Source organism: Ruegeria sp. BF12, assembly GCF_056538705.1.
Genome location: NZ_JBQFTP010000002.1, coordinates 314,646 through 341,051, shown reverse-complemented (window position 1 = coordinate 341,051; position 26,406 = coordinate 314,646). Strand labels below are relative to the sequence as shown.

25 protein-coding genes and 3 tRNA genes are annotated in these 26,406 nt (G+C 56.3%); 13 read left to right on the top strand and 15 right to left on the bottom strand.

The features are described 5' to 3' along the window. Positions 1–8: 8 nt before the first annotated feature. A complete protein-coding gene (locus tag ACR0J0_RS04595; RefSeq protein WP_480661533.1) occupies positions 9–980 on the bottom strand; it encodes a DUF808 domain-containing protein in 972 nt (323 codons plus the stop codon). 180 nt (positions 981–1,160) lie between these two features. On the opposite strand from ACR0J0_RS04595, the gene gap (ACR0J0_RS04590) reads away from it, so the two are divergent. The 3 genes from gap (ACR0J0_RS04590) to gap (ACR0J0_RS04580) all read left to right on the top strand — a co-directional run bounded on the left by gap (ACR0J0_RS04590) (position 1,161) and on the right by gap (ACR0J0_RS04580) (position 3,463). Next, positions 1,161–2,162 (top strand): type I glyceraldehyde-3-phosphate dehydrogenase, encoded by a 1,002-nt coding sequence (gene gap, locus ACR0J0_RS04590; RefSeq protein ID WP_480661531.1) that lies wholly within the window; start codon positions 1,161–1,163, stop codon positions 2,160–2,162. Positions 2,163–2,233: 71 nt separating this feature from the next. Beyond that, entirely contained in the window at positions 2,234–2,377 is a 144-nt protein-coding gene (locus tag ACR0J0_RS04585; RefSeq protein ID WP_480661529.1) for a hypothetical protein, read from the top strand. A gap of 81 nt (positions 2,378–2,458) precedes the next feature. Further along, complete coding sequence (gap, locus tag ACR0J0_RS04580; RefSeq protein ID WP_480661527.1) at positions 2,459–3,463, top strand: type I glyceraldehyde-3-phosphate dehydrogenase; 1,005 nt, start codon at positions 2,459–2,461, stop codon at positions 3,461–3,463. Here gap (ACR0J0_RS04580) and coaD read toward each other — a convergent pair. The 3 genes from coaD to ACR0J0_RS04565 form a co-directional block, all read right to left on the bottom strand. Further along, positions 3,455–3,946, bottom strand: a complete 492-nt coding sequence (coaD, locus tag ACR0J0_RS04575; RefSeq protein ID WP_480661525.1) for a pantetheine-phosphate adenylyltransferase — start codon at positions 3,944–3,946, stop codon at positions 3,455–3,457. The two genes, gap (ACR0J0_RS04580) and coaD, sit on opposite strands and share 9 nt — an antisense overlap. Positions 3,947–4,031: 85 nt before the next feature. Beyond that, positions 4,032–4,469 carry a CBS domain-containing protein gene (locus ACR0J0_RS04570; RefSeq protein ID WP_480661523.1) on the bottom strand — a complete coding sequence of 146 codons (438 nt, stop codon included), beginning with the start codon at positions 4,467–4,469 and terminating at the stop codon, positions 4,032–4,034. A gap of 60 nt (positions 4,470–4,529) precedes the next feature. After that, positions 4,530–5,432: a LysR family transcriptional regulator gene (locus tag ACR0J0_RS04565; protein ID WP_480661521.1), complete on the bottom strand. Its 903-nt coding sequence runs from the start codon at positions 5,430–5,432 to the stop codon at positions 4,530–4,532. A 104-nt stretch (positions 5,433–5,536) separates the two neighbouring features. Here ACR0J0_RS04565 and ACR0J0_RS04560 point away from each other — a divergent pair, with 104 nt between their 5' ends. Further along, positions 5,537–7,036, top strand: a complete 1,500-nt coding sequence (locus ACR0J0_RS04560) for a CoA-acylating methylmalonate-semialdehyde dehydrogenase (RefSeq protein ID WP_480661519.1) — start codon at positions 5,537–5,539, stop codon at positions 7,034–7,036. Positions 7,037–7,102: 66 nt separating this feature from the next. On the opposite strand, the gene ACR0J0_RS04555 is transcribed toward ACR0J0_RS04560, so the two are convergent. Then, on the bottom strand, positions 7,103–7,888 hold the full coding sequence (locus ACR0J0_RS04555) for an EF-hand domain-containing protein (RefSeq protein ID WP_480661517.1): 786 nt from the start codon (positions 7,886–7,888) through the stop codon (positions 7,103–7,105). A 251-nt stretch (positions 7,889–8,139) separates the two neighbouring features. Here ACR0J0_RS04555 and ACR0J0_RS04550 point away from each other — a divergent pair, with 251 nt between their 5' ends. Continuing rightward, positions 8,140–8,739: a L,D-transpeptidase gene (locus ACR0J0_RS04550; protein WP_480661515.1), complete on the top strand. Its 600-nt coding sequence runs from the start codon at positions 8,140–8,142 to the stop codon at positions 8,737–8,739. A gap of 52 nt (positions 8,740–8,791) precedes the next feature. Here ACR0J0_RS04550 and ACR0J0_RS04545 read toward each other — a convergent pair whose 3' ends face one another. Both ACR0J0_RS04545 and ACR0J0_RS04540 read right to left on the bottom strand, forming a co-directional pair. Beyond that, the gene (locus tag ACR0J0_RS04545; protein ID WP_239335696.1) at positions 8,792–9,268 is read right to left on the bottom strand and encodes a fasciclin domain-containing protein; all 477 of its coding nucleotides are present in this window, start codon (positions 9,266–9,268) and stop codon (positions 8,792–8,794) included. Between the two features lie 71 nt (positions 9,269–9,339). Continuing rightward, a complete protein-coding gene (locus tag ACR0J0_RS04540) occupies positions 9,340–10,191 on the bottom strand; it encodes a class I SAM-dependent methyltransferase (protein WP_480661513.1) in 852 nt (283 codons plus the stop codon). Positions 10,192–10,331: 140 nt separating this feature from the next. Between ACR0J0_RS04540 and ACR0J0_RS04535 the strand changes: the two genes are divergently transcribed. From ACR0J0_RS04535 to ACR0J0_RS04515, 5 genes are all read left to right on the top strand, one after another. Then, the gene (locus tag ACR0J0_RS04535) at positions 10,332–11,447 is read left to right on the top strand and encodes a carboxylate-amine ligase (RefSeq protein WP_480661512.1); all 1,116 of its coding nucleotides are present in this window, start codon (positions 10,332–10,334) and stop codon (positions 11,445–11,447) included. 129 nt (positions 11,448–11,576) lie between these two features. Next, complete coding sequence (locus ACR0J0_RS04530; RefSeq protein WP_480661511.1) at positions 11,577–12,719, top strand: acyl-CoA dehydrogenase family protein; 1,143 nt, start codon at positions 11,577–11,579, stop codon at positions 12,717–12,719. A 7-nt stretch (positions 12,720–12,726) separates the two neighbouring features. After that, complete coding sequence (locus tag ACR0J0_RS04525) at positions 12,727–13,767, top strand: enoyl-CoA hydratase/isomerase family protein (protein WP_480661510.1); 1,041 nt, start codon at positions 12,727–12,729, stop codon at positions 13,765–13,767. Between the two features lie 3 nt (positions 13,768–13,770). Then, positions 13,771–14,643 (top strand): 3-hydroxyisobutyrate dehydrogenase, encoded by an 873-nt coding sequence (mmsB, locus tag ACR0J0_RS04520; protein WP_480661509.1) that lies wholly within the window; start codon positions 13,771–13,773, stop codon positions 14,641–14,643. A 97-nt stretch (positions 14,644–14,740) separates the two neighbouring features. Further along, positions 14,741–15,073: a hypothetical protein gene (locus ACR0J0_RS04515; protein WP_480661508.1), complete on the top strand. Its 333-nt coding sequence runs from the start codon at positions 14,741–14,743 to the stop codon at positions 15,071–15,073. 10 nt (positions 15,074–15,083) lie between these two features. Here the strand turns inward: ACR0J0_RS04515 and uvrA are convergent, their stop codons facing one another. The 3 genes from uvrA to ACR0J0_RS04500 form a co-directional block, all read right to left on the bottom strand. Further along, positions 15,084–17,942, bottom strand: coding sequence for an excinuclease ABC subunit UvrA (gene uvrA / locus ACR0J0_RS04510; protein ID WP_480661507.1), 2,859 nt, complete (start codon positions 17,940–17,942; stop codon positions 15,084–15,086). A 175-nt stretch (positions 17,943–18,117) separates the two neighbouring features. After that, positions 18,118–18,194 (bottom strand) — tRNA-Asp (locus ACR0J0_RS04505). A gap of 46 nt (positions 18,195–18,240) precedes the next feature. Then, positions 18,241–18,317, bottom strand: a tRNA-Asp gene (locus ACR0J0_RS04500). A gap of 212 nt (positions 18,318–18,529) precedes the next feature. On the opposite strand from ACR0J0_RS04500, the gene ACR0J0_RS04495 reads away from it, so the two are divergent. Together ACR0J0_RS04495 and ACR0J0_RS04490 are read left to right on the top strand one after the other, a co-directional pair. Then, positions 18,530–18,604, top strand: a tRNA-Val gene (locus tag ACR0J0_RS04495). Between the two features lie 126 nt (positions 18,605–18,730). Next, positions 18,731–20,317 carry an APC family permease gene (locus tag ACR0J0_RS04490; RefSeq protein ID WP_480661506.1) on the top strand — a complete coding sequence of 529 codons (1,587 nt, stop codon included), beginning with the start codon at positions 18,731–18,733 and terminating at the stop codon, positions 20,315–20,317. A 151-nt stretch (positions 20,318–20,468) separates the two neighbouring features. Here ACR0J0_RS04490 and ACR0J0_RS04485 read toward each other — a convergent pair whose 3' ends face one another. From ACR0J0_RS04485 to ACR0J0_RS04465, 5 genes are read right to left on the bottom strand one after another with little or no spacing between them, the layout of a single operon-like run. Beyond that, positions 20,469–21,227, bottom strand: a complete 759-nt coding sequence (locus ACR0J0_RS04485; RefSeq protein WP_480661505.1) for an SDR family NAD(P)-dependent oxidoreductase — start codon at positions 21,225–21,227, stop codon at positions 20,469–20,471. Positions 21,228–21,245: 18 nt separating this feature from the next. Then, a complete protein-coding gene (locus ACR0J0_RS04480) occupies positions 21,246–22,067 on the bottom strand; it encodes an ABC transporter permease (protein ID WP_480661504.1) in 822 nt (273 codons plus the stop codon). 7 nt (positions 22,068–22,074) lie between these two features. Continuing rightward, complete coding sequence (locus ACR0J0_RS04475) at positions 22,075–22,926, bottom strand: ABC transporter permease (protein ID WP_480661503.1); 852 nt, start codon at positions 22,924–22,926, stop codon at positions 22,075–22,077. A 37-nt stretch (positions 22,927–22,963) separates the two neighbouring features. Continuing rightward, positions 22,964–24,127, bottom strand: coding sequence for an ABC transporter substrate-binding protein (locus tag ACR0J0_RS04470; RefSeq protein ID WP_480661502.1), 1,164 nt, complete (start codon positions 24,125–24,127; stop codon positions 22,964–22,966). Positions 24,128–24,161: 34 nt separating this feature from the next. Then, on the bottom strand, positions 24,162–25,262 hold the full coding sequence (locus ACR0J0_RS04465; protein WP_480661501.1) for an ABC transporter ATP-binding protein: 1,101 nt from the start codon (positions 25,260–25,262) through the stop codon (positions 24,162–24,164). A gap of 165 nt (positions 25,263–25,427) precedes the next feature. On the opposite strand from ACR0J0_RS04465, the gene ACR0J0_RS04460 reads away from it, so the two are divergent. Then, positions 25,428–26,183 (top strand): helix-turn-helix transcriptional regulator, encoded by a 756-nt coding sequence (locus ACR0J0_RS04460; RefSeq protein ID WP_480661927.1) that lies wholly within the window; start codon positions 25,428–25,430, stop codon positions 26,181–26,183. The last annotated feature ends 223 nt before the right edge of the window (positions 26,184–26,406 follow it).

The following is a 26,406-nucleotide window of genomic DNA, read 5'->3' as shown; positions in this document are numbered from 1 at the left end:
CCGTTCAATCAATGCGCATCATTCTTGTCGGAGCTCTTCGAAAACAGCGGCCCGATCACCTTTGTCGCCAACGGAATCAGCGCCATCCCCCAGGCCAATCCGAACACGCCGTCCATGGTAGCCTTGGACACCCATTCAACGACTCCAGTCCATTGCTCTGACACTGAATGCCCAATCGCATAAGCCCAATCGTGGATGTGGTGTCCCAGCCAGCCAAAGCCCAGAACCTCCATCCCGTGGATGATGATCGATCCTCCGACCCACAACATCGCAGCGGTCCCAACAATTGACAGGGTCTTCATCACGCCAGGCATCGCCTTGACCAACCCGCGCCCCAATCCGCGGCCAATCGGCGTTGGCGCGTTCTGGGCCAGGTACAACCCGACATCGTCCATTTTCACGATCAGGGCCACTGATCCGTAAACCGCGACTGTCACCCCTATCCCGACAACTGCAAGCGTCGCAGCCTGCATCCACAGGTTTGGCGCTTCGATTGCGGCCAGCGCTATTGTCATGATTTCAGCGGACAGGATAAAGTCGGTCTTGATCGCCCCTTTGACCTTCTGCTCTTCGAGATGGCCGGGATCGCGAATGGCCATATCCTCTTCGATGACGTGACTGCCATGAGGGAACAGAACGTGAAAAATCTTTTCGGCGCCCTCGAAACACAGATATGATCCGCCGATCATCAATAGTGGCGTTATCAGCCAAGGCGCAAAGTTCGCCAGCAGCAAGGCAACCGGAAGCAAGAGGATAATCTTGTTAAAAATAGACCCGCGCGCGATGCGCCAGATGATCGGCAGTTCCCGCGCAGGCGCGAATCCCTGAACGTATTTTGGCGTTACGGCCGCATCATCGATGATGACCCCTGCAGTTTTTGCGCCTGCCTTTCCTGCAGCCGCAACCACATCATCAACGGACGCCGCCGCAACCTTTGCAATACCCGCAACGTCATCCAACAAGGCCAACAGACCGCTCATAGTGCTTCCTTCCTCTCACCTGCCGCAGCCAGAGCCTACCTGATCAGACGGCTAGCGCAAGCGTTAGCGCAACCGGCGCAGGTTTGCGCTAACACGTTAAAAATATGTCACTTTTGGTCTTTTGAGAAAGCGTTTTGGGGGCTATATGGCCTGCAACGCAAGCGCATTTGGAGACAGCACATGACCATCAAGGTCGGTATCAATGGTTTTGGCCGCATTGGCCGCTGCACGTTGTCGCATATCGCGGCATCCGCCCGTAACGACATCGAAGTGATCAAGGTCAACGCAACCGGCCCGTTGGAAACCACGGCGCATCTGCTGAAATACGACAGCGTCCACGGTCGCTTTCCGCGCGACGTTGCCATCAACGGCAACAATATGGATCTGGGCCGCGGCCCGATGGAGATGTTCTCGACCTACGACATGAACGAACTGGACTGGGACGGCTGCGATGTCGTTCTGGAATGCACCGGCAAGTTCAATGACGGTCTGAAGGCCAGCACGCATCTGGAGCGCGGCGCGCAAAAGGTCCTGCTTTCGGCACCAGGTAAAAACGTCGACAAAACAATCGTCTATGGCGTGAACCACAACAGCCTTGTTGCCGATGACAAAATGGTCTCCAATGGCTCGTGCACCACGAATTGCCTTGCTCCGCTTGCCAAGGTTCTGGACGAAGGTATCGGCATCGAGCACGGCATCATGACCACGATCCACGCCTATACGGGTGATCAGCCGACCCTGGACCGCCGCCACAGCGACCTGTACCGTGCTCGCGCGGCGGCCATGTCGATGATCCCGACCTCGACCGGCGCAGCAAAAGCTCTGGGTGAGGTTCTGCCCAACCTGAAAGGTCGTCTGGACGGTTCGGCCATCCGCGTGCCTACCCCGAACGTTTCGGCCGTGGACCTTACTTTCCGAGCCTCACGTGATGTCACCACAGAAGAAGTGAACGCCATTGTACGCGAAGCATCACAGGGTTCGATGCAGCGCGTTCTGGGCTATGAGCCTGCGCCGCTGGTCTCGACCGATTTCAACCACACCGAGGAAAGCTCGATCTTTGCGCCGGATCAAACCCGCGTCGTCGGCGACCGCATGGTCCGTGTGCTGGCTTGGTACGACAACGAGTGGGCGTTCTCGGTTCGCATGGCTGACGTCGCGGTTGCCATGGGCCGCCTTAACTAAGACGCTTTTGAAATCTTGAACCTTTTCGCCCGCTCAGGTTATCTGGGCGGGCGTTTTCGTCCGGGGCTTTCATGACAAATCAAATCGCCATCTGGCTTGCCCTTCTGATCCTGGGCTTGATCATCGTCGACTATGTTCTTGTAGGTACTGAACATTTCGTGTTCCTCGGCAAGAAACTCTACGCCTTTCTGGACTGGCTCGCCTTCTGGCGGTGACAGAGGTTTTGCTTGACATTTCCGTTCATCTGGCTTTGTTAGCGCTAACTTAGTACAGTCGCATTTCGGACGGAGCAGGACATGACACTCAAGCTGGCAATTAACGGATTTGGTCGGATCGGACGCGGGGTTCTGCGTGCGGTTATGGAAACCGGACGCACGGATGTCGAAATTGTCGCGATAAACGACCTCGCCAAACCCGAAATGAATGCACATCTGTTTGAATTCGACAGCGTGCATGGGCGCTACGGCAAACCTGTGACGCTGACAGAGGCGGGACTTGACGTCGGTGCTGGCCCTATCCGCCTCACCAGCGAACGGGAGCCCGAAAAGCTGGACTGGGCCGATGTCGACGTCGTGCTGGAATGCACCGGCGTATTCCGAACGCGTGAAACCGCATCTCGCCATTTCGAAAACGGGTCGAAGAAAGTTCTGATCTCGGCCCCTGCCCGCGGCGATGGCGCCGTCAAAACCATCGTCTTCGGCGTCAATGATCACGAATTGACTGCAGAAGATACGGTTGTTTCCAATGCGTCCTGCACGACCAACTGCTTGGCGCCGGTGGCTGCCGCTTTGGATGCGGGCCTTGGCATTGTACACGGCAACATGACAACAGTTCACGCCTACACGGCAAGCCAGCCGGTCCACGACACTGCGGGCAAAGACCCCTACCTTTCGCGCGCCGCCGCCCTGTCGATGATCCCGACCACCACTGGCGCAGCCTCGGCCGTCGGACTGGTCCTGCCTCAACTGGCCGGCAAACTGACCGGTCAAGCCATTCGGGTGCCTACGCCAAACGTTTCAGTGGTTGATTTAGTCGCCGAAGTGTCGCGCCCGACTACCGAAGAGGAAGTGAACGCGCTGTTTGTTGAAGCTGCGGCCAAAATCCCCAGTGTCCTGGCGGCCGAGAAACGCCCGCTGATTTCGGTCGACTTCAATCACGACTCGCACAGTTCGACTGTGTCGCTGCCCGAAACCAAAGTCACCGATGGCACGCTGGTCCGCGTACTTGCGTGGTACGACAACGAATGGGGCTTTTCAAACCGGATGCTGGATACCGCCGCAGCGATGGGTGCCCTAGCCTAACCGTTCCTGCAACGCAGCTTTGACGCGGGGCGTGACGAATTTGGATACGTCCCCGTCCAACCGTGCGATTTCCTTGACCAGCTTTGACGCAATCGCCTGATGCCGAGCCTCAGCCATCAGGAACACGGTCTCAATCGAATCGTCCAGCGCCCGGTTCATGCCGACCATCTGGAACTCATACTCGAAATCCGCGACCGCCCGCAGTCCGCGGACAATGATCTGCGCACCGACGTCGCGGGCGCAATCGATCAACAGATTTTCAAACGGGTGGGCAACGATCTCGGTTCCGGTTTGCTCGGTCAAATGGGCGCACTCGGCTTCGATCATTGCAACGCGCTCTTCCAACGAAAACAGGGGACCTTTGTCGCGGTTAATGGCAACTCCAATGACCAGCTTATCCACCAGAGCCGAGGCGCGCCGGATGATATCGATATGACCCAGGGTAATCGGGTCAAAAGTACCAGGGTATAATCCAACCCTCATTGCGGCCTCCTGCGCAACAAAATTTCTGCGCAAGCAAACACAACTTCGCCGCAGGTGCAAGAGGCAGCGTTGGGCATCAAGAGCATCAATGCCCCATGATCATGCCCTGCAACGCATCCTTTTCCATAGCCAGCTCAGTCAGTTGCGCCTTAACCACGTCACCGAGAGTCACAATCCCAACCAGCTTACCATCTTCGACCACGGGCATGTGGCGAAAGCGCCCTTCGGTCATACGGCTCATGATATCCTGAACAGTATCCTGCTGCGTGGCCGTCACAAGATTTCGGGTCATATATGCGTTGACCGGTTGCGTGAGGCACCCGCTCCCGCTTGCCGCCAATTCCCGTACTATGTCGCGTTCCGACAGGATGCCTGTAGCCGTTTCGCCGCCGTCCTCGGACACGACCACCGTACCGATCCGCTTTTCCGACAGGATTTTCGCAGCTTCGGACACTGTGATCGATGGCAAAACAGTGACGACACCCCCGGTGGCCTTGGATTTCAGAATGGCCTGAACGAGCATATGCGTAACCTCCGGAATAATGTCCTGTTTTCCAAAGCGTTGCCGGAATGCGCAAACCTGTCAAGGTGACACTTGTGCCTCAAGTTGCTCAACCTCTTCGCGAATACCTTGCGACAAGGCCTGCGCGAACCGGTTCAGCCTTTCGTTGCGCTGATCGCCCTGGTGGCGCACCAGATGGAAGCTTCGGGTCAAACTCACCTGATCCGTCAGGATTTTCTGCAGTTTCGGATGGAACGGCAGGGTAAAGTCATGCGCCACGCAAATCCCCGTGCCAAGCGTAACCTGCCGCAGCTGTACCGAGACCGAGTTCGATGCAAGTGCGACACGGTCAACACCGATATCAACAAGATAATCCAGCTCGCGGTCGAAAATCATATCCGGGATGTAACCAATCATTCGATGGCCTTTGAGGTCTTCGATCGCCCGGATCTCGGGCCAAGCGGCAAGATATTCGCGCGTCGCAACAAGATGCAGTTTGTAGTCAGAAATTTTCTGAACCAGAAGGCTCCCGGCTGTTGGCGCACTGACGGTTACCGCCATGTCGGCCTCGCGCCGTGACAGGTTGATCACGCGTGGCAGAGCCAAGATCTGAATATCCAGATCCGGATTCGCGTCGCTGATTCTCGCGCAGACCTGTGGCAGAAGGTAGTTTGCCGAGCCGTCCGGGGCACCGATCCGAATTTGCCCGCTAAGGGTTTTCGAAGTTCCCGCCATCGCTCCGGCCGCTGCGCGCATGGCTTCTTCGGCTTTCAGCCCGTGCTCCATCAGACGCTCGCCCGCCGTGGTCAAAAGATAGCCTTGCTGAGATTTGGTGAACAGCGGGGCGTCCAAAGACGCCTCAAGCCGAGCGATCCGGCGCCCGACGGTAGCCGGGTCGATTTTCAGCTGTCGCCCGGCGGCGGACAGGCTTTCCTCGCGTGCGACGGCCAGAAAGACCCGCATATCGTCCCAATTCGGTGTCACACACCATCCTTTGCATTTTTGCAAAACATCTTTGAGACATTGCCTCTGTTCATGCGATTTATGCAAGCCTATTGTGCGCCCAAACGCATCGGAGGAGATCTGCAATGACCGAGCTGTCCCATTTCATCAACGGCGAGAATGTCGCCGGAACCTCAGGACGATTTGACGACGTCTTCAACCCCGCCACCGGCGAGGTTCAGTACAAATGCCCGATGGCGAGTGCTGCTGAAACAACCGCCGCCATCGAAAACGCCGCAGCCGCTCAGGTTGCATGGGGTGCAACCAACCCGCAGAAACGTGCCCGCGTCATGATGGCCATGGTCGGCCTGATGAACCGCGACATGGACAAACTGGCCGAGGCTCTTAGCCGCGAGCACGGCAAAACTATCCCTGACGCCAAGGGCGACTTGCAGCGTGGCCTGGAAGTGATCGAATACTGCATCGGCGCACCGCAAATGCTGAAAGGTGAATTCACCGACAGCGCGGGTCCCGGCATCGACATGTATTCGATGCGCCAGCCGCTGGGTGTTGTCGGCTCGATCATGCCGTTCAACTTCCCCGCGATGATGCCACTGTGGCACGTTGGACCGGCGCTGGCCTGCGGCAACGCCGTGGTGCTGAAACCGTCCGAGCGTGACCCCTCGGTTCCACTGATGCTGGCTGAGCTTTTCGTTGAGGCCGGTCTGCCCAAGGGCGTATTCCAGGTGGTGAACGGTGACAAAGAGGCCGTAGATACCATCCTCGACAGCGAGATCATTCAGGGTGTTAGCTTCGTAGGCTCGACCCCGATCGCGCAATACATCTATTCGCGCGCAACCGCGAATGGCAAACGTGCGCAGTGCTTTGGCGGCGCAAAAAACCATATGATCGTTATGCCCGACGCGGATCTGGACCAGGCTGCCGACGCTCTGGTCGGCGCTGGCTTTGGCGCTGCTGGCGAACGCTGCATGGCCATTTCGGTTGCTGTTCCCGTTGGCGAGGAAACCGCCGATGCGCTGATCGAAAAACTGATCCCTCGTGTCGAAAAGCTGAAGGTCGGCCCCTACACCGCTGGTGATGATGTCGACATGGGCCCAGTTGTCACCGGAGCTGCGAAAGAACGTATTCTCGGCCTGATCAACTCGGGCGTGGAGCAAGGCGCGAAACTGGTCGTCGACAACCGCGACTTCAGCCTGCAGGGATATGAGGACGGCTTCTTTGTCGGCCCCCACCTGTTCGACCACGTGACACCCGAGATGGACATCTACAAGCAAGAGATCTTCGGTCCGGTTCTGTCGACCGTCCGCGCAGGCTCCTATGAAGAAGCGCTGAAACTGGCGATGGATCACGAGTACGGCAACGGCACCGCGATCTTCACCCGTGACGGTGACACCGCACGTGACTTTGCCAGCCGTGTGAATATCGGCATGGTCGGCATCAACGTTCCGATCCCGGTTCCGCTGGCCTATCACACCTTTGGCGGCTGGAAGAAATCCATGTTTGGCGACCTGAACCAGCACGGCCCGGACAGCTTCAAGTTCTACACCCGCACCAAGACAGTCACGTCGCGTTGGCCGTCGGGCATCAAGGAAGGTGGCGAGTTCAACTTCAAAGCGATGGACTAATCTTCGGTCCCCTAAATCACCAAAGGCCGCCCAGCCGGGCGGCCTTTCGCATTTCTCAGCGCGTCTTCAGTTCTGGAGGAATTCGCGCAGAGTGATCTTACCGTCAAAATCAGCGTCGAGTTCAGCCATCAGCATCCGCAATTCATACGCGGGCATGCAGGCTTTGGCGATGCCGTCGATCTTTTCATTTTCAACCATCGTCAGGCACTCAGCGGACAGAGGCTCGTCCATTTCAGGATCGGGAAACTCGACGATATCCCGTGCCTCGACAGCTACAAATTCATCCGGAGACACGACGCCGTTTTCGTCCGCATCGTACTCCAAAAATTCCACGGCACGTTCAGCCAGATAGAATATCTCGAACTCGGAGTACTCGACTTTGCCGTCGGCGTTGGAATCCGCCCGGCTAATCTCATCCGCAGCGATGGCCTCGGCCGTGCAAGGTTCCGAGTTGGCATCACAATCCTCGGGTACGAAGAGAACTTCCTCTTCCGTCAGGAACCGGTGGAGTTCGGATTGGGTAATCACGCCGTCTCCGTCCCTATCAAGCTCGGTAAAGAAAATCCGTGCGTTCGGAGTGGCCTGTGCAGGTGTTTGCGCAGCCCCCCAGTATAAGCCCGCCAATAAAAGGACCGGCAACACATAAAGGGTCTTGGGGGCAAAATGGCTTAGTGAGCGTAAAGGCATGTCATCTTCTCCAACAGTGTCAGGTGAAGGCCCCGCCAGTTCCCGATCAATCACACCGCGCACGAGTTCGCTCATCGACGATCCGCGCTCCTCGCTCAGATCGGCCAATTTGGTTTTCAACTCATAAGATACGCGAATTTCCAAGGTTTCCGATTTCTTGGCCATATCGTGCGGTCTCCGAAATACTGTGGGCCTGTTCCCTGGAGTTGGAGCAGACATGGCCCGGAAAATACCCCAAGCCGTGTCCGGCAAACAGGAAAAACGTGTCCGGACACCGGTCTGACTACCGTCGGGACAAGCAAAAAACCGCATGCGCGCCCCAATTCTCACGGAAAATTTAAACGGTGCATCTGGCCCTGACGGCAAGCAGTCACTAAATTGCCGGAAAACCCCGAGCAGTCTTTCAGGAGGCTTAGTTGTCCAGTTCCCGTATTACACGTCGTGCCGCCCTGTTGGGGGTTGCCTCCACAATCGCGGCACCAACGCTTCTGCGCGCGCAAAGTAGCGATGCGTTCCCCGAGACGGAAGAAGCGATCAGCACGCAGTTGCCGGTGCGCCGCAATGTGTCCTCGTTTTCGCAGCAGAACTGGCAGGACCACTTTGATGAACTGGGCACAGGATGCCTGTTAGCTGACATTACCAGCCGCGCAGTGCACTACTGGGGGCCGGATGGCACCTACAAGCTGTACCCAAGCTCGGTGCCGATGAGCGAAGAGTTGACCAAACGCGGCTATACCAAAGTTGTCCGCAAAGCGGAAAACCCAAGCTGGACGCCCACCGCCTCGATGCGTGAACGAGACCCTTTGCTGCCCGTCCGGATGGAAGGTGGCGACCCCGGCAACCCGCTGGGCACACGCGCCATGTATCTGGGTTGGCCCGCTTATCTGGTGCACGGAACGCACGACACGCGGAAAATTGGACGCCAGAGCTCATCCGGCTGCATCGGTCTCTACAATCAGCATGTCGAGGAGCTTTATCCTTTGGTTCAAATCGGAACTCAGGTCAGACTGGTCTGACGACAAAGCCCCGGCCGCAAGGACCGGGGCTTCTGTTTTTCAATACCTGATTTTACTCCGGCAGGATCACAGCGTCGACGACATGGATCACACCGTTGCTGGTCTCGATGTCAGCTTGAATAACCTCAGCATCGTTAACCTTGACGCCGTTCTTCGCATTCACGCTCAGGCGGTCGCCCTGAACAGTCAGCACCTTGGCGCGCTTGCCGGCAATGTCACCCGACATGACCTTGGCCGGTACGACGTGATAGGTCAGGATTTCGACCAACTGATCTTTGTTCTCGGGAAGCAGCAGAGTTTCTACCGTACCTTCGGGCAGTGCAGCAAAAGCCTCGTCCGTCGGAGCGAAAACGGTGAACGGTCCGTCGCTTTTCAGCGTATCGACCAGACCGGCGGCCTGAACGGCGGCGACAAGGGTGTTGAACGAACCCGCTGATACTGCGGTGTCCACGATGTCCGCGGCCTGTGCCTTTACAGGCAGGGTCAGTGCAAGTGCGGCGGCGGCGCCCATAAACGTGCGGCGAAACATGGCTGTCATCTCCTCTCCAGCTTGTTATGGAAAGGGTTACGGGCGTTTTGCCGCACCGGATCACTATGAGTTCAGTTTTCTTTGACCTGGACCCAGATGCTCTGGGCGCGACCATCTTTCAGAAACGGCAGTGCCTCGACCGCATCGGGGCGGTCCTGTTGCAGGTAGTATCCCGGCCAAAGCATTGAATATGCACCAGATTGCAGCAATGCGTGCAGCATGTACTGCTCGCCCCAACCCGGACAATCGTAGAAAAAACGCTTGGGATACTCATAGGGCAGAAAAACATCGTGCACATGGATGACCACACCGGGTTTAAGCGTCGGAATGATGCGACAGAACAGATGTGCGACGTCGTTGCTCATACGAACAACGTGACTGGAGTCGATGAACAGCACATCGCCCGCCTCTAGCTGTTCGAATAGCGCCGGGTCGACCTCTTCCAGACGCTTCTGCTCGAACTGATCCACAACATGAGCGATATCCGCCCGGGGATAGGGATCAATTGCAGTGACCTGCGTTTCCAGACCCCCATCGATGATCGCCTGTCGGGTTACGCGGGTCGAGTTCCCACAACCGACCTCGATCACGCGCTTGGGTTTGAACCGGCGGATCATCAGGTACAGCGCATCCGCGTCCGGGCTATCGTAATATCCGTTATTGATGCGGTACCCTGTCTTGTTGCGCTCCGGATCTTTCAGGGCTTCAAGGGCGCCGGAATGCTCATGGAACTCGGCCGTCAGCTGGGCAATGTCGAACGCCTCCATGCCCGGTGACAGGGCGTAGGCGGGACGGGTCAGCCCCCCTGCCCGTTCAAATGCCTCAAGGCGGGCGCGCTCGTCATTTTCGGTTACTTTGTCGATCAGTTTCACACCAAACCGGTCAAGCACGGCATTCAGCCGGGGGAATTTCCTGGGTTTCACGACGGGCTCCGGGGTTTGGTCACAATCTGGCCCGTTCCTTACCTTCGCAGGCAGGGGTTTCGCAAGAACCCCACGGCCAAACACTTGGCAAAACGGCAATTTCCGTATTCACTGGTCCGAACAGAATTGCGAGGGCCGCTATGCAGCAGGAATTCACGCTGGGCATCGAGGAAGAGTATCTGCTGGTCGATCGCGACAGCCTTGAACTTGCCGAAGCACCCGCAGCCCTGATGGAAGCCTGCCAGGCCGATTTCGAAGGACAGGTCAGCCCGGAATTCCTGCAGTGCCAGATCGAGGTCGGCACCCGGCCACATGTAACGATCAACTCCGCGCGCGAGGATCTAAAGCGCCTTCGGTCATGCGTCTCGAAACGCGCCGCCGAACACAACCTTGCTCCGATCGCCGTGTCCTGCCACCCGTTTGCCGATTGGAAAAAACAGCACCACACCCGCAAAGACCGCTATGACGCGTTGCAACACGCACTGGGCGGCGTGGCCCGGCGCATGCTGATTTGCGGTATGCATGTTCACGTGGGCGTGGCCGACTCGGCCTTGCGCGCGGACCTGATGCCGCAGCTGTCTTACTTCCTTCCACATCTCTTGGCACTGTCTACCTCGTCACCGTATTGGAACGGGGAAGACACCGGCTTGTCGTCGTACCGGTTAACCGTGTTCGACAACCTGCCCCGCACCGGGTTGCCGCCAGTCTTTTCAAGCTGGTCAGAATATGAACGTACAACGGGTGTGCTGGTCGAACTGGGCGTGATCGAGGACACAACAAAAATCTGGTGGGACTTGCGGCCATCACATCGGTTTCCCACACTCGAGACTCGGATCATGGACGTGCAGCCCCGGCTGGAGCATGCCCTCTCACTGGCTGCGATGGTGCAAGCCCTGACGCGTATGCTGTGCCGTCTGAAGGATCGGAACCTCAGGTGGCGGCAATATGACCGGTTCCTGATCGGAGAAAACCGCTGGCGCGCGCAACGTTACGGCGTCGGCGAAGGCATGATCGACTTTGGCGAGCGTTCGATCAAACCCATGCCTGACCTTATGGGCGAACTGATGGGACTGCTCGCCGAAGACGCCGAGGCACTGGGCACCATGCCCGAACTGGCGAAACTGGTACAAATCGCCCAGAACGGGACATCGGCCACCCGCCAGCGCCGGGTTCATGCCGAAGCCGCCGCTAAAGGCGAGGATCCTGGCCAGGCCGTCGTCCGGCACCTGATCGAAGAGTTTCATCAGGACCTCTGAACGACGCCGACGATTTTCGCGAATTTTCCCGCGCCTTGCCGCGCCGACGATTGCTGGCCGTGCAAAATTTCTGTAAGGATTGAGAAATAAACACTCGTTCAATTCATCGGGCAGCGTGGGAGGCAAGCCATGGATTTCGCAACCACCGAAGAACAAAATGCAATCTTCGACATGGCCTACGATTTCGGGCAAGAGAACATCGCCCCTTATGCCCGGCAGTGGGAAGCCGATGGTACCATTCCCAAGGACCTGTGGCCACGCATTGGCGAACTGGGATTTGGCGGCCTTTATGTGTCGGAAGACAGCGGCGGTTCGGGACTGACTCGTCTGGACGCCACCCTCGTCTTTGAGGCTCTTTCTATGGCCTGCCCCTCTGTTGCGGCCTTTCTGTCCATCCACAACATGTGCGCCAAGATGCTCGACAGCTTTGCCAGTGACGAGTTGAAATCGCGCATCATGCCCGATGTACTAAGCCTGAACACGGTGCTCAGCTATTGCCTCACCGAACCGGGTTCGGGTTCGGATGCAGCAGCGTTGAAGACGCGCGCCGAGCGCACAAACGAAGGCTACACCTTAAACGGGACCAAGGCGTTTATCTCCGGTGGCGGTTACTCTGATGCCTATGTCTGTATGGTGCGTACCGGGCAGGACGGACCCAAAGGCATTTCGACGGTCTATGTCGAGGATGGTACCCCCGGCCTCAGCTTTGGCGCGCTGGAACAGAAGATGGGATGGAAGAGCCAACCCACAGCGCAAGTACAATTCGACGACTGCAAGATCCCCTCCGAAAACCTTGTCGGCACCGAGGGCGACGGGTTCAAATATGCAATGATGGGGCTGGACGGCGGACGGTTGAACATCGCGTCCTGTTCCTTGGGCGCTGCGCAGACCGGACTGAACTTGACGCTGCAGTACATGTCCGAACGGAAAGCTTTTGGGCAGTCCATCGACCAGTTCCAGGCCCTTCAGTTCCGCCTGGCGGATATGGAGATCGAATTGCAGGCCGCCCGAACATTTCTGCGTCAGGCCGCATGGAAGCTGGATCATGGTGCGCCGGATGCCACCAAGTTCTGCGCCATGGCCAAGAAATTCGTGACCGAGACCGGGTCGAAAGTGGTCGACCAATGCCTGCAACTGCATGGCGGCTATGGCTATCTGGCCGATTACGGGATCGAAAAGCTTGTGCGCGATCTGCGCGTACATCAGATATTGGAAGGCACAAACGAGATCATGCGGGTCATCGTCGCGCGCCAGATGCTCGCTCAGCGCTGAGGACTATATGTCAGACATCTATATTCGCACGACAGGCCGCGCCGGTCGCATCACATTGACCAGACCCAAGGCATTAAATGCCCTGAGCTATGACATGTGTTTGGCCATCGATACCGCCCTGCGGAATTGGCGCGAGGATGACGCGGTCGATCTGGTCATTTTCGATGCCGAAGGTGACAAGGCCTTTTGCGCGGGCGGAGACATTGCCGAACTCTACGAAACCGGAACCAAGGGCGATTTCGAATATGGGCGAAAGTTCTGGCGTGATGAGTACCGTCTGAATGCGTTGGTCTTCGAATACCCAAAACCGGTCGTCAGCTTTCTTCAGGGTTTCACCATGGGCGGCGGCGTCGGCATAGGCTGTCATGGCAGCCACCGCATTGTTGGAGAAACCTCAAAAATCGCCCTTCCCGAATGCTCCATCGGATTGGTGCCGGATGTCGGAAGTACCCTGATACTGGCGTTGGCCCCCGGACGTTTGGGCGAGTATCTGGGCACGACGGGCCACCGCATGGGGCCGGCCGACGCCATCTTCGCCGGTTTTGCGGACCATTTCATCCCGATCGCGCAATGGTCGGACCTGATCGAAATGCTCGAAGCATCCGGCGACGCCAGTGTGCTTGAAAGGCATGCCGAGGCTCCGCCGGAGGGTGAGCTGCCCGGTTTGCAAGCCGGGATCGATACTGTTTTCGACGGCGAAGCGTTAAGTGACATACTGAATAACTTGCGGCATTCGGACAGCGATACGTCCGCTGATACGCACAAACTCATGGGCCGCAACTCGCCGCTTTCAATGGCATGCACCGTAGAAATGCTGCATCGTCTTCGGTCCCCTAGCCTGACAATGCGCAAGGCCTTGGAACTGGAATATCGGTTTACTTACCGCGCCATGGAGAACGGCGATTTTCTGGAAGGCATTCGGGCTCAGATCATCGACAAGGATCGCAATCCCATCTGGCGCCATAAGGATCAAGCCGTGCCCGCAGTTGACGTATCGAAAATGCTGCAGCCCCTGGGCGCGGATGCGCTGACATTCGAGGAGGAATAGAGAATGAAAATCGGGTTTATCGGCCTTGGAAACATGGGCAATCCGATGGCGGCCAACCTAGCCAAGGCCGGGCACGATGTCGTCGGTTTTGACATGGCAGATGTCAGTGTTCCCGGTGTCTCGATGGCTGGCTCTGGAACTGAGGCCGCAACAGCGGCCGACATTGTTGTCACTATGCTGCCGAACGGCCAAATCCTGCGGGCGGTGGCAGATGAGATCGTTCCCGCTATGACCTCGGGTGCCGTTTGGATTGATTGCTCAACCGTCGATGTCGACAGCGCCCGTGCCGTGGCCGACAAGGCAAAAGATGCCGGCATTCTGGCCGTCGACGCCCCAGTGTCGGGAGGCATCGGTGGCGCCGCAGCAGGTACGCTGACCTTCATGGCCGGTGGCAGTGACGCAGCTTTTGAGAAAGCCGCTCCGCTCTTCGACATCATGGGACAAAAAGCTGTTCATTGCGGCGAATCCGGGGCCGGCCAGGCCGCCAAGATCTGCAACAATATGATCCTCGGCGTCACCATGATTGCAACCTGCGAAGCCTTTGCTCTAGCCGACAAGCTTGGACTGGACCGGCAAAAGATGTTCGATGTGGTCAGCACATCCTCGGGCTATAGCTGGACCATGAATGCATATTGCCCCGCTCCTGGTGTCGGACCTGCCAGCCCCGCAGACAATGACTATCAGCCCGGTTTTGCAGCAGAGCTGATGCTCAAGGATCTCCGCCTGAGCCAGCAGGCAGCGGAAAGCTCGGACGCGGACACGCCTATGGGACAAGTTGCAACGGCGCTTTACGAGCAGTTCGTCGAGTCTGAAGATGGTCTGGGAAAGGATTTCTCAGCCATGCTGCCGCGGTTTGAAAAACGCAGCCGAACCTAGATTGCGTCAGGCGGCAGTTTCCTGCCCATCGGGTTGACCGGTGGGCAAACTGCAGCCATCTGTTTTCCAAACCCGCGTTAACGCGAAAGGAAACATGATGTCGCGAATCCTGCCAATCACTTTGACCATTTTCGCGCTTATCCTAGGCCCTGCCTCAGCAATGGCCGGGAACGGTAAGGGAAAAGCGGGCCACTGCCCGCCGGGTCTGGCGAAAAAGGCAGTGCCCTGTGTTCCGCCCGGCCAAGCGAAGAACTTCTACAAAACGGGCGACTATATCACGCGCGATTACCGTTGGATCAATGATCCCTATCGCTATGGCCTGAAACGCGGCGGGTCCTATGTTCGTGCTGGCGATTACGTTTACCGCGTCGACCCCGAAACGCGTAAAGTGCTGAACCTGATCGGCGCGGTGGCTGATATTCTCTACTAGATATCAGCCGCTATTCCGCTGCGACGCGCGCGCCGTCCAACATTTGCTTCAGATATTGACCCGTGTGGCTGCGCTCGATCTCAGCCACATCCTCGGGAGTTCCGGTGGCAACTATCTGGCCACCACCATCGCCGCCCTCCGGACCGATATCGATGATGTGGTCGGCCGTTTTCACGACATCCAGATTGTGTTCGATCACGACAACCGTGTTTCCCTGGTCGACCAGTTCATGCAGAACTTCCAACAGCTTACGCACGTCTTCGAAGTGAAGACCGGTCGTAGGTTCGTCCAGGATGTACAGAGTCCGCCCGGTTGACCGTTTGGACAGTTCCTTGGAAAGCTTAACCCGCTGCGCTTCGCCTCCGGACAGCGTCGTGGCCTGCTGGCCAACTTTGATATAGCCAAGACCAACGCGCGCCAGCGCATCCATCTTGTCCCGGATCGAAGGCACCGCTTTGAAGAACTCTTGCGCATCTTCCACAGTCATATCAAGGACATCTGCGATGGACTTGCCCTTGAACTTGATCTCTAGGGTCTCGCGATTGTAGCGCGCGCCCTTGCAGGTTTCGCAAGTCACGTAGACGTCGGGCAGGAAGTGCATCTCGATCTTGATGACACCGTCACCCTGACACGCCTCGCACCGGCCGCCCTTGACGTTAAAGCTGAACCGCCCGGGTTTGTACCCGCGGGCCTTGGCTTCCGGCAGACCGGCAAACCAGTCGCGGATCGGGGTGAAGGCCCCGGTGTAAGTCGCTGGATTCGAACGTGGAGTTCGCCCAATCGGGCGTTGATCGATGTCGATGACCTTGTCCAGATGCTCTAACCCTTTGATGGTTTCGCAGGGCGCCGGAGTTTGACGCGCGCCGTTCAGTCGCATCGAAGCAGTCTTGAACAGAGTCTCAATCGTCAGGGTCGACTTCCCACCGCCGGAAACCCCCGTGACGCAGACAAATTTCCCAAGCGGGAACTCGGCGGTTACGTTTTTCAGGTTGTTCCCAGTCGCTTTAACGACCGTGACCTTCTTTTTGTTCCCCTTGCGCCGCTTTGTTGGAACCGAGATTTCGCGAGTGCCCGACAGATACTGACCCGTAATCGAAGCCGCATCCGCCGCAATTTGATCAGGTGTGCCCTTGCTGACAACCTGTCCCCCATGCACACCGGCCCCAGGGCCAATGTCAAATACATAGTCAGCCTCGCGGATCGCTTCCTCGTCATGCTCGACGACAATCACGGTGTTGCCCTGATCCCGCAAGTTCTTCAGCGTGCCAAGCAGGCGGTCGTTGTCCCTCTGATGAAGGCCAATTGAGGGCTCGTCGAGAACGTAGAGAACACCGGTCAGACCGGACCCAATCTGGCTGGCCAGACGAATGCGTTGACTTTCTCCACCAGACAAAGTGCCACTTGATCGCGACAACGTAAGGTATTCTAAACCCACGTTATTCAAGAACCCGAGGCGCTCACGGATTTCCTTGAGGATCGCTCGGGCGATCTCGTTCTTCTGGACACTAAGATGGTTGGGAGCGTCTTCGATCCAGGCTAATGCCTCGCGGATGGACATCTGAACCACCTGACCGACGTGCAGGCCTGCGATCTTGACTGCCAGAGCCTCTGGGCGCAGGCGGTAGCCTTCACACGCCCCGCATGGCCGGTTGTTCTGATACCGCTCAAACTCTTCACGAATCCACGCGCTGTCAGTTTCGCGATAGCGGCGCTCCATATTCGGAATCACGCCCTCAAAGCTGCGGGTCACCTGATAAACCCGCCCGCCTTCGTCGTAGCGGAACTGGATTTCCTCGTCGCCCGACCCCCGCAGGAACACTTGCTGCACCTTTGCAGGCAGATCTTTCCAAGGCGTGTTCTTGTCGAACTCATAGTGCCGGGCGATAGCTTCGATGGTCTGCAGGAAGTAAGGCGACTTGCCCTTACGCCAGGGGGCAAGCGCCCCATCGTACAGCTTCAGGGTCTGGTCCGGCACCACAAGCCGTTCGTCAAAGAAAAGCTCGACCCCCAACCCGTCACAATCCGGACAGGCCCCGAACGGGGCGTTGAAAGAAAACAGACGCGGTTCGATTTCAGGGATCGTGAAGCCACTGACTGGACAGGCAAAATTCTCGCTGAATGTGATACGTTCCGGATCTCCCTCACGCGGGGCGGTCTCAAGAATCGCGATGCCATCCGCCAGATCCAGCGCAGTCCGCAGACTATCGGCCAGCCGCGTTTCCATACCCTCGCGTACGACAAGCCGGTCAACAACCACATCGATGTCATGGCGAAACTTTTTGTCCAGTGTTGGCGGTTCGTCCAGCTCGTAGAACTCTCCATCGACCTTCACACGTTGAAAACCCTGCTTGCGCAGCTCCAGAAACTCTTTCTTGTATTCACCCTTGCGGTCCCGAACGATTGGAGCAAGCAGATAGCCGCGCGTCCCCTCCTCCATCGTCATGATGCGGTCGACCATGTCCTGAACCTGCTGGGCCTCGATCGGAAGGCCTGTCGCCGGGCTGTATGGCGTGCCGGCACGGGCAAACAACAAGCGCAGGTAATCATAGATCTCAGTCACCGTTCCGACGGTCGAACGCGGGTTCTTGGACGTGGTTTTCTGTTCAATCGAAATCGCGGGTGATAGACCGCTGATATGGTCTACATCCGGCTTTTCCATCATGTCCAGAAACTGGCGCGCATACGCGGAAAGGCTCTCGACATAGCGGCGCTGCCCCTCGGCATAGATCGTGTCAAACGCCAAAGAAGACTTGCCGGAACCAGATAGCCCGGTGATCACCACAAGCTGATCGCGCGGGATGTCGACGTCGATACCTTTGAGGTTATGTTCGCGCGCGCCGCGCACTTCGATATTCTTCAGCTCAGCCATTTTGGCCCCCAACACACAAGTGTCTTAGAAATAGGTGAACGACGCTGAGTCTCCAACAAAAAAGTTAGAACAAAGAGAGAACTGTCAATTGTTCGCCTATTCGACAAACTCGCAATGCAATTTGCACGCCGGGGCGCCAAATAAGTTATTAGACTGATGCTGACTTTGGAGAAAATGGCGCGGTTGACGGGGCTCGAACCCGCGACCCCCGGCGTGACAGGCCGGTACTCTAACCAACTGAGCTACAACCGCGCATCTATTTTCGTGATCCCTTAACCCGGATCCAGGCTGACAGCAGTGGCGCGGTTGACGGGGCTCGAACCCGCGACCCCCGGCGTGACAGGCCGGTACTCTAACCAACTGAGCTACAACCGCCCGCTGTCCGTTCGTTGCTGAACGTTGGGGTGTATTATGGCTACGCTTGGGCAGCGTCAAGCGGCGTTTTGAAGTTTTTTTGAAGAACATGATTTTTTCCGAAAAAGCCGCCTGCCCTCAAGGTCCGGAAACCTGCTTTTTTCAGGCCAGGGTGGTTTTCACAGCCGGCCGTCTTGCCAAGCATCCCGAGTCACTATAACAGCACCGCCTACGGGTGATTAGCTCAGTGGTAGAGCGCTTCGTTCACATCGAAGATGTCAGGAGTTCAAATCTCTTATCACCCACCATTCCCCATCTGAGCGTCAACCTTCGCTAAAGGCTTGAAACTGCAGGGCTTGCCAGCTTGCGAGTCGCCTGCGTATCGTTCCTGTATCTGCCGTGTGATCAATCGGCGCTGGTGGGCGGGGTTTCGCATGGCCAAGTTGAAACGGGATATTGGCCTTGTTGGCCTGACGTTTATTTCGGTCGGCGGAATCATTGGATCAGGCTGGTTGTTCGGTCCCCTTTTGGCCGTTCAGCATGCCGGGCCCGCTGCGATCCTTTCGTGGATCATCGGCGCGGCGGCCATGTTCATACTGGCCATTACATTTGCCGAAATCTCGGCCATGCTACCCATCCCCGGAGGGATCGCGCGCGTCCCTCAGTTCTCGCATGGCAACATCGTTTCCATGGCGATGGGATGGACAGCCTGGATTGGGTACAACACCACTGCCCCGATCGAGGTTGAGGCCATGCTGAAATATCTCGCCCCCTACGCGCCGTGGTTGCACGCGGCCGACACGGGCGATTTGACCGGCGCCGGGATAACCGTGGCCCTGTTTTTTATGTTGTTGTTTGTAGTTATCAACGCGTTGGGTGTGAAGTTCTTTACTCAGGTCAACGCGACCCTGACCTGGGCCAAGATCGCCATCCCCATTGTGCTTTCGGGTCTGTTGATCGCCAGTCGGTTTGACACCGCAAATTTCTCAAGTCCCGGTGGCTTCGCGCCCTACGGGCTGCAAGGAATAATGGCGGCTGTTTCGACCGGCGGCGTGATCTTTTCTTTCATCGGATTTCGCCATGTCGTCGACATGGCCGGTGAAGTCAGAAACCCGAAGGTCGCGATCCCTGCGGCGCTGGTTCTGTCCATTATTCTCTGCGCAGCGATCTATATTGGTCTGCAGATTGCATTTATCGGCGCGCTTGACCCGGAGATGCTCAAGAGCGGTTGGGCGAGCCTGAACTTCGGCGGCCAGGGTCCGTTGGATGGCGTCATTATGTCAGTGGGCATCGTCTGGTTTCTGAGCGTTCTGAACGTCGGTTCGGTTATTGGACCGTTCGGAAATGGCTTGGTGTCTACCGGTTCAAACGCGCGAATTGCATTGGCGCTGTCACAAAACGGGTTCTTGCCGAAACGCCTGCAGATGTTGTCCTCTTTCGGTGTCCCTTTGTGGGCTCTGGCATTGAACTTTCTGATCGGGATATTGTTCCTGCTCACCGTTCCGTTCACCACCGTCATCGCGTTGAACGGCGCGGCCATCGTAATGTCGTTTGCAGTCGGGCCCATCGCTGTAGTTTGCCTGCGCCAATTGATGCCCGACCACCCCCGCTCCATCCGAATTCCCGCCGTCAAAGTTGTGGCCATTTCCGCATTCGCCATCGCGACGCTCGTCATCTACTGGAGCGGCTGGGATACCGTCTGGAGGCTCGGAATAGCTCTGGTCGTCGGGTTTGTTCTTTTACTGGCCCGGTTTCACAATAGGCTGGATGAAATGGACGTGACCGAGGCACTGTGGCTGGTTCCCTACTTTATCGGGATCGGTCTGATCTCGTTTCTGGGTCAGTTCGGAGAAGGCGCGCAAAATCAAATTCCATTCGGATGGGATATCGTGCTGTGCGTTCTGTTTTCAGCGGTCATATTCGGCCTTGCGGTTCGGTCGGCCCTGTCTCTAAAGAAGTTCCGCACTTACATCGCTGAAGAAGAGGTTCTGGACCCCAAAAAACCCATCATCGGTTTCTGAAAAAGACGGGGAAATCCTTAGCCCTTTTCAATGAATGATGCATGTGAAAGCTCAAAGCGCAATGGCCGCTTTGAGCCCAAAGCGGACTGAAATGTGCTCGCCAAAAATGAAGTGCGGCGATCGACATTCTCTTGAGCGGTCTAACCCATCACTAAATGCATTCACCGCCATCGATAACCAAGGCTTGCCCCGTCATAAAAGCGGACTCATCTGAAGCTAAATAGACGATCCCATGGCCAATCTCTTCAACTGTCGCCCACCGACTCATAGGGATCGCCTGCTCGATGTAGCTTTCCAGTTTGGCACGGCCACCCATCTGCTTTTCGAAGCCTGCATTGAAGGGGGTGTCTACAAATCCTGGACAAAGGGCATTGAAACGGATTGCATGGACAGCGTAGTCGGCTGCCATCTGCCGGACCATCGCAACAGCTGCGTGCTTTGTAGTCGCATAGGCGATCATACCCCGGTCGTATTGAACCCCAGAATTGGAGGCCGTGACGATCACGCTGCCTCCACCTTGTGATTTCATATGGGGGACAGCTGCGCGCGCGGCAATGAAGTGAGCGCGGACATTCAATGTCCAAGAAGCATCCATTCCATCTGGTTCCACTTCTTCCAGCGTTCCTTCGATCTGCAACCCAGCATGAGAGTGCAACACGTCAAGCCGACCGAAGTTTTTTACTGCTTCGTCTATGGCTTTGGTAAGGGCATCGTCATCGGTCACATCAAGCTGTATGGCAGATGCTTGATTCCCCTGCGCAACGATCGCGGCCACAGTGGCTTCAGCAAGTGTTGCATCGCGATCCGTTACCACAACATGCGCACCCTCTTGTGCCATTGCCATTGAACCTGCCCGACCAATTCCTGATCCCGCGCCCGTCACGAGCGCGACTTTACCTGCAAGCCGCATTTCACTTGGCTCCTTTATTTAACTATTGGATTTTGAGGCGCCTCGGCGCAAAAGCAGTTGCGCTGCAACGAGCAACAAGAGCGACGCGCCCATAACCATAGTGCCTATGGCATTGATCTCGGGCGTTACGCCGCGCCGGATGGATGAGAATATGTAGATAGGCAGGGTTGTTTCTGAGCCAGCTACGAAGAACGCCATGATGAAATCATCAAATGAGAAAGTGAAGCTGAGCAGGAAGCCCGCCAAAATTGCCGGTGCTATCAACGGCAGGGTCACCTGCCGAAAGGTGCCCCAGGGCGTCGCAAAGAGGTCAGCCGAAGCTTCCATGAGGGCACGGTCCATACCCGATAGCCTTGCACGTACGATGATTATGACCAGCGCCATTGTGAACATGGTGTGTGCGGCGACAAGCGTGGGCATCCCCATGGAAAGTTGCGGGGGATTTGCTCCATCGGGCCATAGGCTCGCAAGAAGCGGGTTTAGCCAGCCGAATACGGTGACCAGGGCAATGAGTGTCGCGATACCGATGACGATACCTGGTATCATTATCGCAATATAAATCATCGCATCGAACAAAGTTCGGAGCCACCCCTTAACCCCTTGTAAAGCGATGGCCGCCATGGTTCCGAGTGTGGATGCGAGGCAAGCAGTTATGAATGCCGCAAGCAGACTGGTCTCGAGCGCGTCCATAACAAATGGGTTGTTGAGCGCTTTGCCATACCATTGGGTCGAGAACCCCATGAACTGGCTTGCGTGTCGTCCGGCATTGAAGCTGAAAAGCGCGATGATGCCGATTGGAATATAGAGAAAAAGGTAGACGCAAATCGCGTAAAAGCGCATCGGACCCTCACATCAGCGAGACATCTTCGCGCTGGCCACCCAGGCGCGAGATGAATTTCATGTAAATTGAGACGGTGACAAGCATTACGACAACTAGCGTCATTGCGACCGCCGATCCGTACGCCCAGTTTCGAGACTGTAGGAACAGGTCCACCAGCGCATTTCCGACGAAAAACACCTTTCCGCCGCCCAAGATCGCTGGAATCAGAAACTCGCCCATAAGCAAGATGAAGACCAGCATGCAGCCAGTTGCGATACCGGGTACCGACAAAGGAAGTGTCACCTGACGGAACGTACGCCATGGGGTAGAGCCGAGATCAGCTGAGGCTTCAAGAAGGCGTTTATCCAGTTTGTCCAAGCTTACAAAAATTGGGAAAACCATCAAAGGTAGATACCCATAGACAATCCCCACAAGCACAGCGAACGGCGTATTTATCAGGCGGACATCATCGATGCCGATCGACTCCAGTAAAGCGGGCATGCCACGCCCCCCAAGGATGAAAATCCATGCGTATGACCGGATCAGGATCGATGTCCAGAACGGCACGATCACCAGGATCAACAGCGAAGTTCTCCACTTTGGCGAACAACGCACCGCAAGAAAGTAGGCGAGCGGGTAGGCAATTACCAACGCAGCGATAGTCCCCAGAGGTGCAAGGATCAAGGTGTTCTTAAACGCCGTCCATCGCGCAGGAAGGTTGGCATATTGTTCCAAAGTGAACGCTGGAACATAGCCTCCGGCGGCACCCCGTTCGCCAAAGGAAAAGACGAAGACGACCAGTAGTGGAAGGGCAAGCATTACCAAAAGCCATATTCCTGCCGGTGCCAGCAACAGTGCTTTTCTGCCTCGTTCGGTCATATTGTCCTCGTCTTTTCCGATATTGCGGCCTTGCCGCTTAGGCCGACTTGAAGCGGGCGAGCAACTCGGCACGGTTTGGATCGGTTAGCGTAGCCGCCGCGCCAAACTCGAGCGCATTCAGAAGGTCAGCTGCCGGATAAAGGATCGGATCTTCCAGCAATTCCTTCGGCAGCAACGCATTGGTGCGAGCATCAGCCGATGGATAGCCATGAGCGAGGACTTCTCTCGCATTAACTTCCGGGTTCAGCAGGAAGTCGATCAAAGCATAGGCGGCATCCATATGGGGGGCGCCCTTCGGAATAGCGTAGTAGTCGGACCAGAGTTCACCGCCCTCAGCTCCCAGAACGTAGGCGATTTCAGGCATGTCGACATTCATCTGCTTGCCGTCACCTGTCCAGCACATCGTCATCCAGGCGTCACCGTTACGCATCGGCGGCTGATAATCCGACGAGATTGCAAACAGATGCGGTTTAGCATCCAGCAACAATTTCTCGGCATCCGCCAGTTCCTTCTCATCGACCGAGTTGAAGGAGTAGCCGAAGTATTTCAGGGCATTACCGATGGTGGTGAGTTGGTAATCATGCACCATTGTCCGACCTGAGTAACCTTCCATAGTAAGGTCCCAGAACTCTTTCCATGTGGTTGGAGTCGGAGCGCCGTCAAGCTTGCTAGTATTCACTGCAAAGCCGGTCGTGCCCCAGTTTTTCGGCACCGCGTAAAGCTGGCCATCGACAGAGCCGGCATCCGAAAAGCGCTGTTCGAATGAACCTGCGTCGTAGTTTGGTAGTTTGGACGTATCGAGCGGGATAATCAGATCTTCGCCCACATACGTAGTGATCGTGTAATTTGTCGGTACGAAAACGTCCCAACCAGACCCTCCGGCCTGCAGTTTTGCCAACATCTCTTCGTTCGAGCCAAAAACATTGACCTGAACATGAGCGCCAGTGGCTTCCGTGAAGGCTTCGAAGTTCATCTCGTCATGGTAGTTCGGCCACGTGGCGAGGATCACTCGGTCGCCAATGTCTCCGGCAGCAAATGCCGGGCGTGGACGCAACCCAGGCATAGCCGTGCCCAGAACGGCCGTTGCCATCCCAAGACCTGTCACGCCCAAAAAATGTCGCCGTGTGACCGAACCCTTTTGGTACCGGCGAAGCTCTTCCATGAACTTTTGCTTGGAAATAGTCCCATTATCCTTGGCCATTGTGAACCTCTCTGTTGTTGGATTGCGGGATTTGTTAATTTTCCAGGATCAGCAGTGCGCCTTCGCCCCATGAAACAAAGGCCTGCTCTCCTGCATTGAACGTCCCCTCGTTCAATTCCGCTTGCCTTGGCACAAGTACGTGGAAATCACCCAGTGCTTCGTTGCGCGCAAGGTATTCTGTGTGCTCCCCAAGGAAGATCCGATTTTGAATGGTAACTGGCAGAGCAATTTCAGCTGCGGGCAGCGCGCGGGTCAGCGTGATCTGTTCAGGACGGATACTGACGCACACTTCCTGCCCTGCATCTATTGGAATCTCTGGAGTTCCGTGCACCTTTTGGCCACTCGCTAAACGCACAGTGATTTGGTCGGCTACTGCGTCAGTTACAGTTGCATCAAAGAAATTCGAGGTGCCTACAAATCCAGCCACGTAACGGCTGCGGGGCATGTCATAGAGTTCGCGTGGGCTGCCTACCTGCACAATACTGCCACCTTCCATCACACAAATTCGGTCGGACATCGAAAGCGCTTCTTCTTGGTCGTGCGTGACGAGGACAAAAGTTATTCCCAGTTGTCGTTGCAGGTTCTGCAGTTCAAACTGCATTTCTTTTCGAAGCTTTCGATCCAGAGCAGCCATTGGTTCATCGAGCAGTAAAAGCTTGGGCTCGTTTACGATCGCACGCGCCAAAGCGACGCGTTGCTGCTGACCACCAGACATCTCCCAGATGCGACGTGGGCCAAACCCACCAAGACGGACAGTTTCCAGCGCCTGCTTAACCTTTGTCGCGATTGTTTGCTTATCTACGCGTGGTCGTTGTTGGCGCAGGCCGTACGCGATGTTGTCGAAAACGCTCAGGTGAGGAAAAAGAGCGTAGTGCTGAAACACCATGTTGACTGGGCGATGGTGCGCATCCAAGTCGTTGACGACTTCGCCATCGAGCAACACCTGGCCTTCGGTTGGTTTCTCGAAACCTGCCAGCATTCTTAGTGCTGTGGTTTTGCCGCAACCAGATGGGCCCAAGAATGACAGGAACTCTCCTTTCCCAATGGAAAGATTCAGGTCTTTGGCAGCGACCACATTCCCGAAGGTCTTGGTCACTCCTCGGAGTTCCGCAATCGTCTGCATGGTGACGCTCATGTCAAAGCTCATATACTGCCGTTTTCCTTTTGCTTGATTTTTTGGCATTTATTGGCATACCACTCAAACAAGGAAAAAGTAACAATAACTCGAAATAGCTGTATATACCACAATTGGGGTATAGAGGTTCTTTTCGAAAATCTGGAGCGGCGTGTGTACGATTGGATGGAAGAGGCCGGCAGGGTCGTGGAGAAGATCGGAACCCCAGAGTTTCCATGTGCTTTGGCAGATGGCTTACGGCAGGTCGCACCATTCGATTTTACTGTAGTGTTTGGCCATGTCGGAACCGAAGCACCAATAGACCTTCACGACGATTTCCCCAAAAGCAAACGGCGTATTTTTGTTGAGGACTACCAAGCCGGGCCCTACGTACTTGATCCATTTTTTTTGGCCGCGACAAAACCGATAACACCGGGTCTGTACCGCATGCGCGATATCGCACCGGACAGGTTCTATCAGGGCGAATACTATCGCAGCTATTACAAAAGGACTGGGTTAGCCGAGGAGATTGGTTACTTTACCGATATCCCAGGCGCTGGGATGGTTGTGGTCTCGCTCATGCGCGCAGAGAAGCCTTTTTCCGCCAAGGAAATTCGTCATTTGCACGCTCTATGGCCGCTCGTTCGGGCAGCCTGCTGCAAACATTGGAGTGACTTTCCAACGATGGCCCGCGGCGCCGCAGCGAATGGCGTTAGTCGTCGCGTCGATCTAGCATTCCAGGCATTTGGCGATGGCGTCCTGACACCACGAGAACGAGAAGTCGTTGAGTTCACATTGAAGGGCCATTCGGCAGAAGCTGTTGGCACAATTCTCGGCATCTCTCCAGGCACAGTCCGCATCCACAGACGCAACATTTACGCGAAACTTAGGATCAACTCGCAGGGTGAGCTTTTTTCAAAGTTCATTGAAAAGGCACTTTAAAAGGATCCTTGAACACCCACTTTATCCGTTTTGCCGATCTTGCTACCGTGTGATCCGGAAAGCACCGACCATTGGGACGACACCGTCTGATAGCCAAGGAACCTAACGGGAGAGGGTTGGGACGCCCGGGGCCCATGTCGGGCTAAATTAATACCCGAGAACGCTTTCGGGCCATCGCCTTTCAAAACGGATCAGCCGTGTTAAAAGTGGCGTCAAGATACGA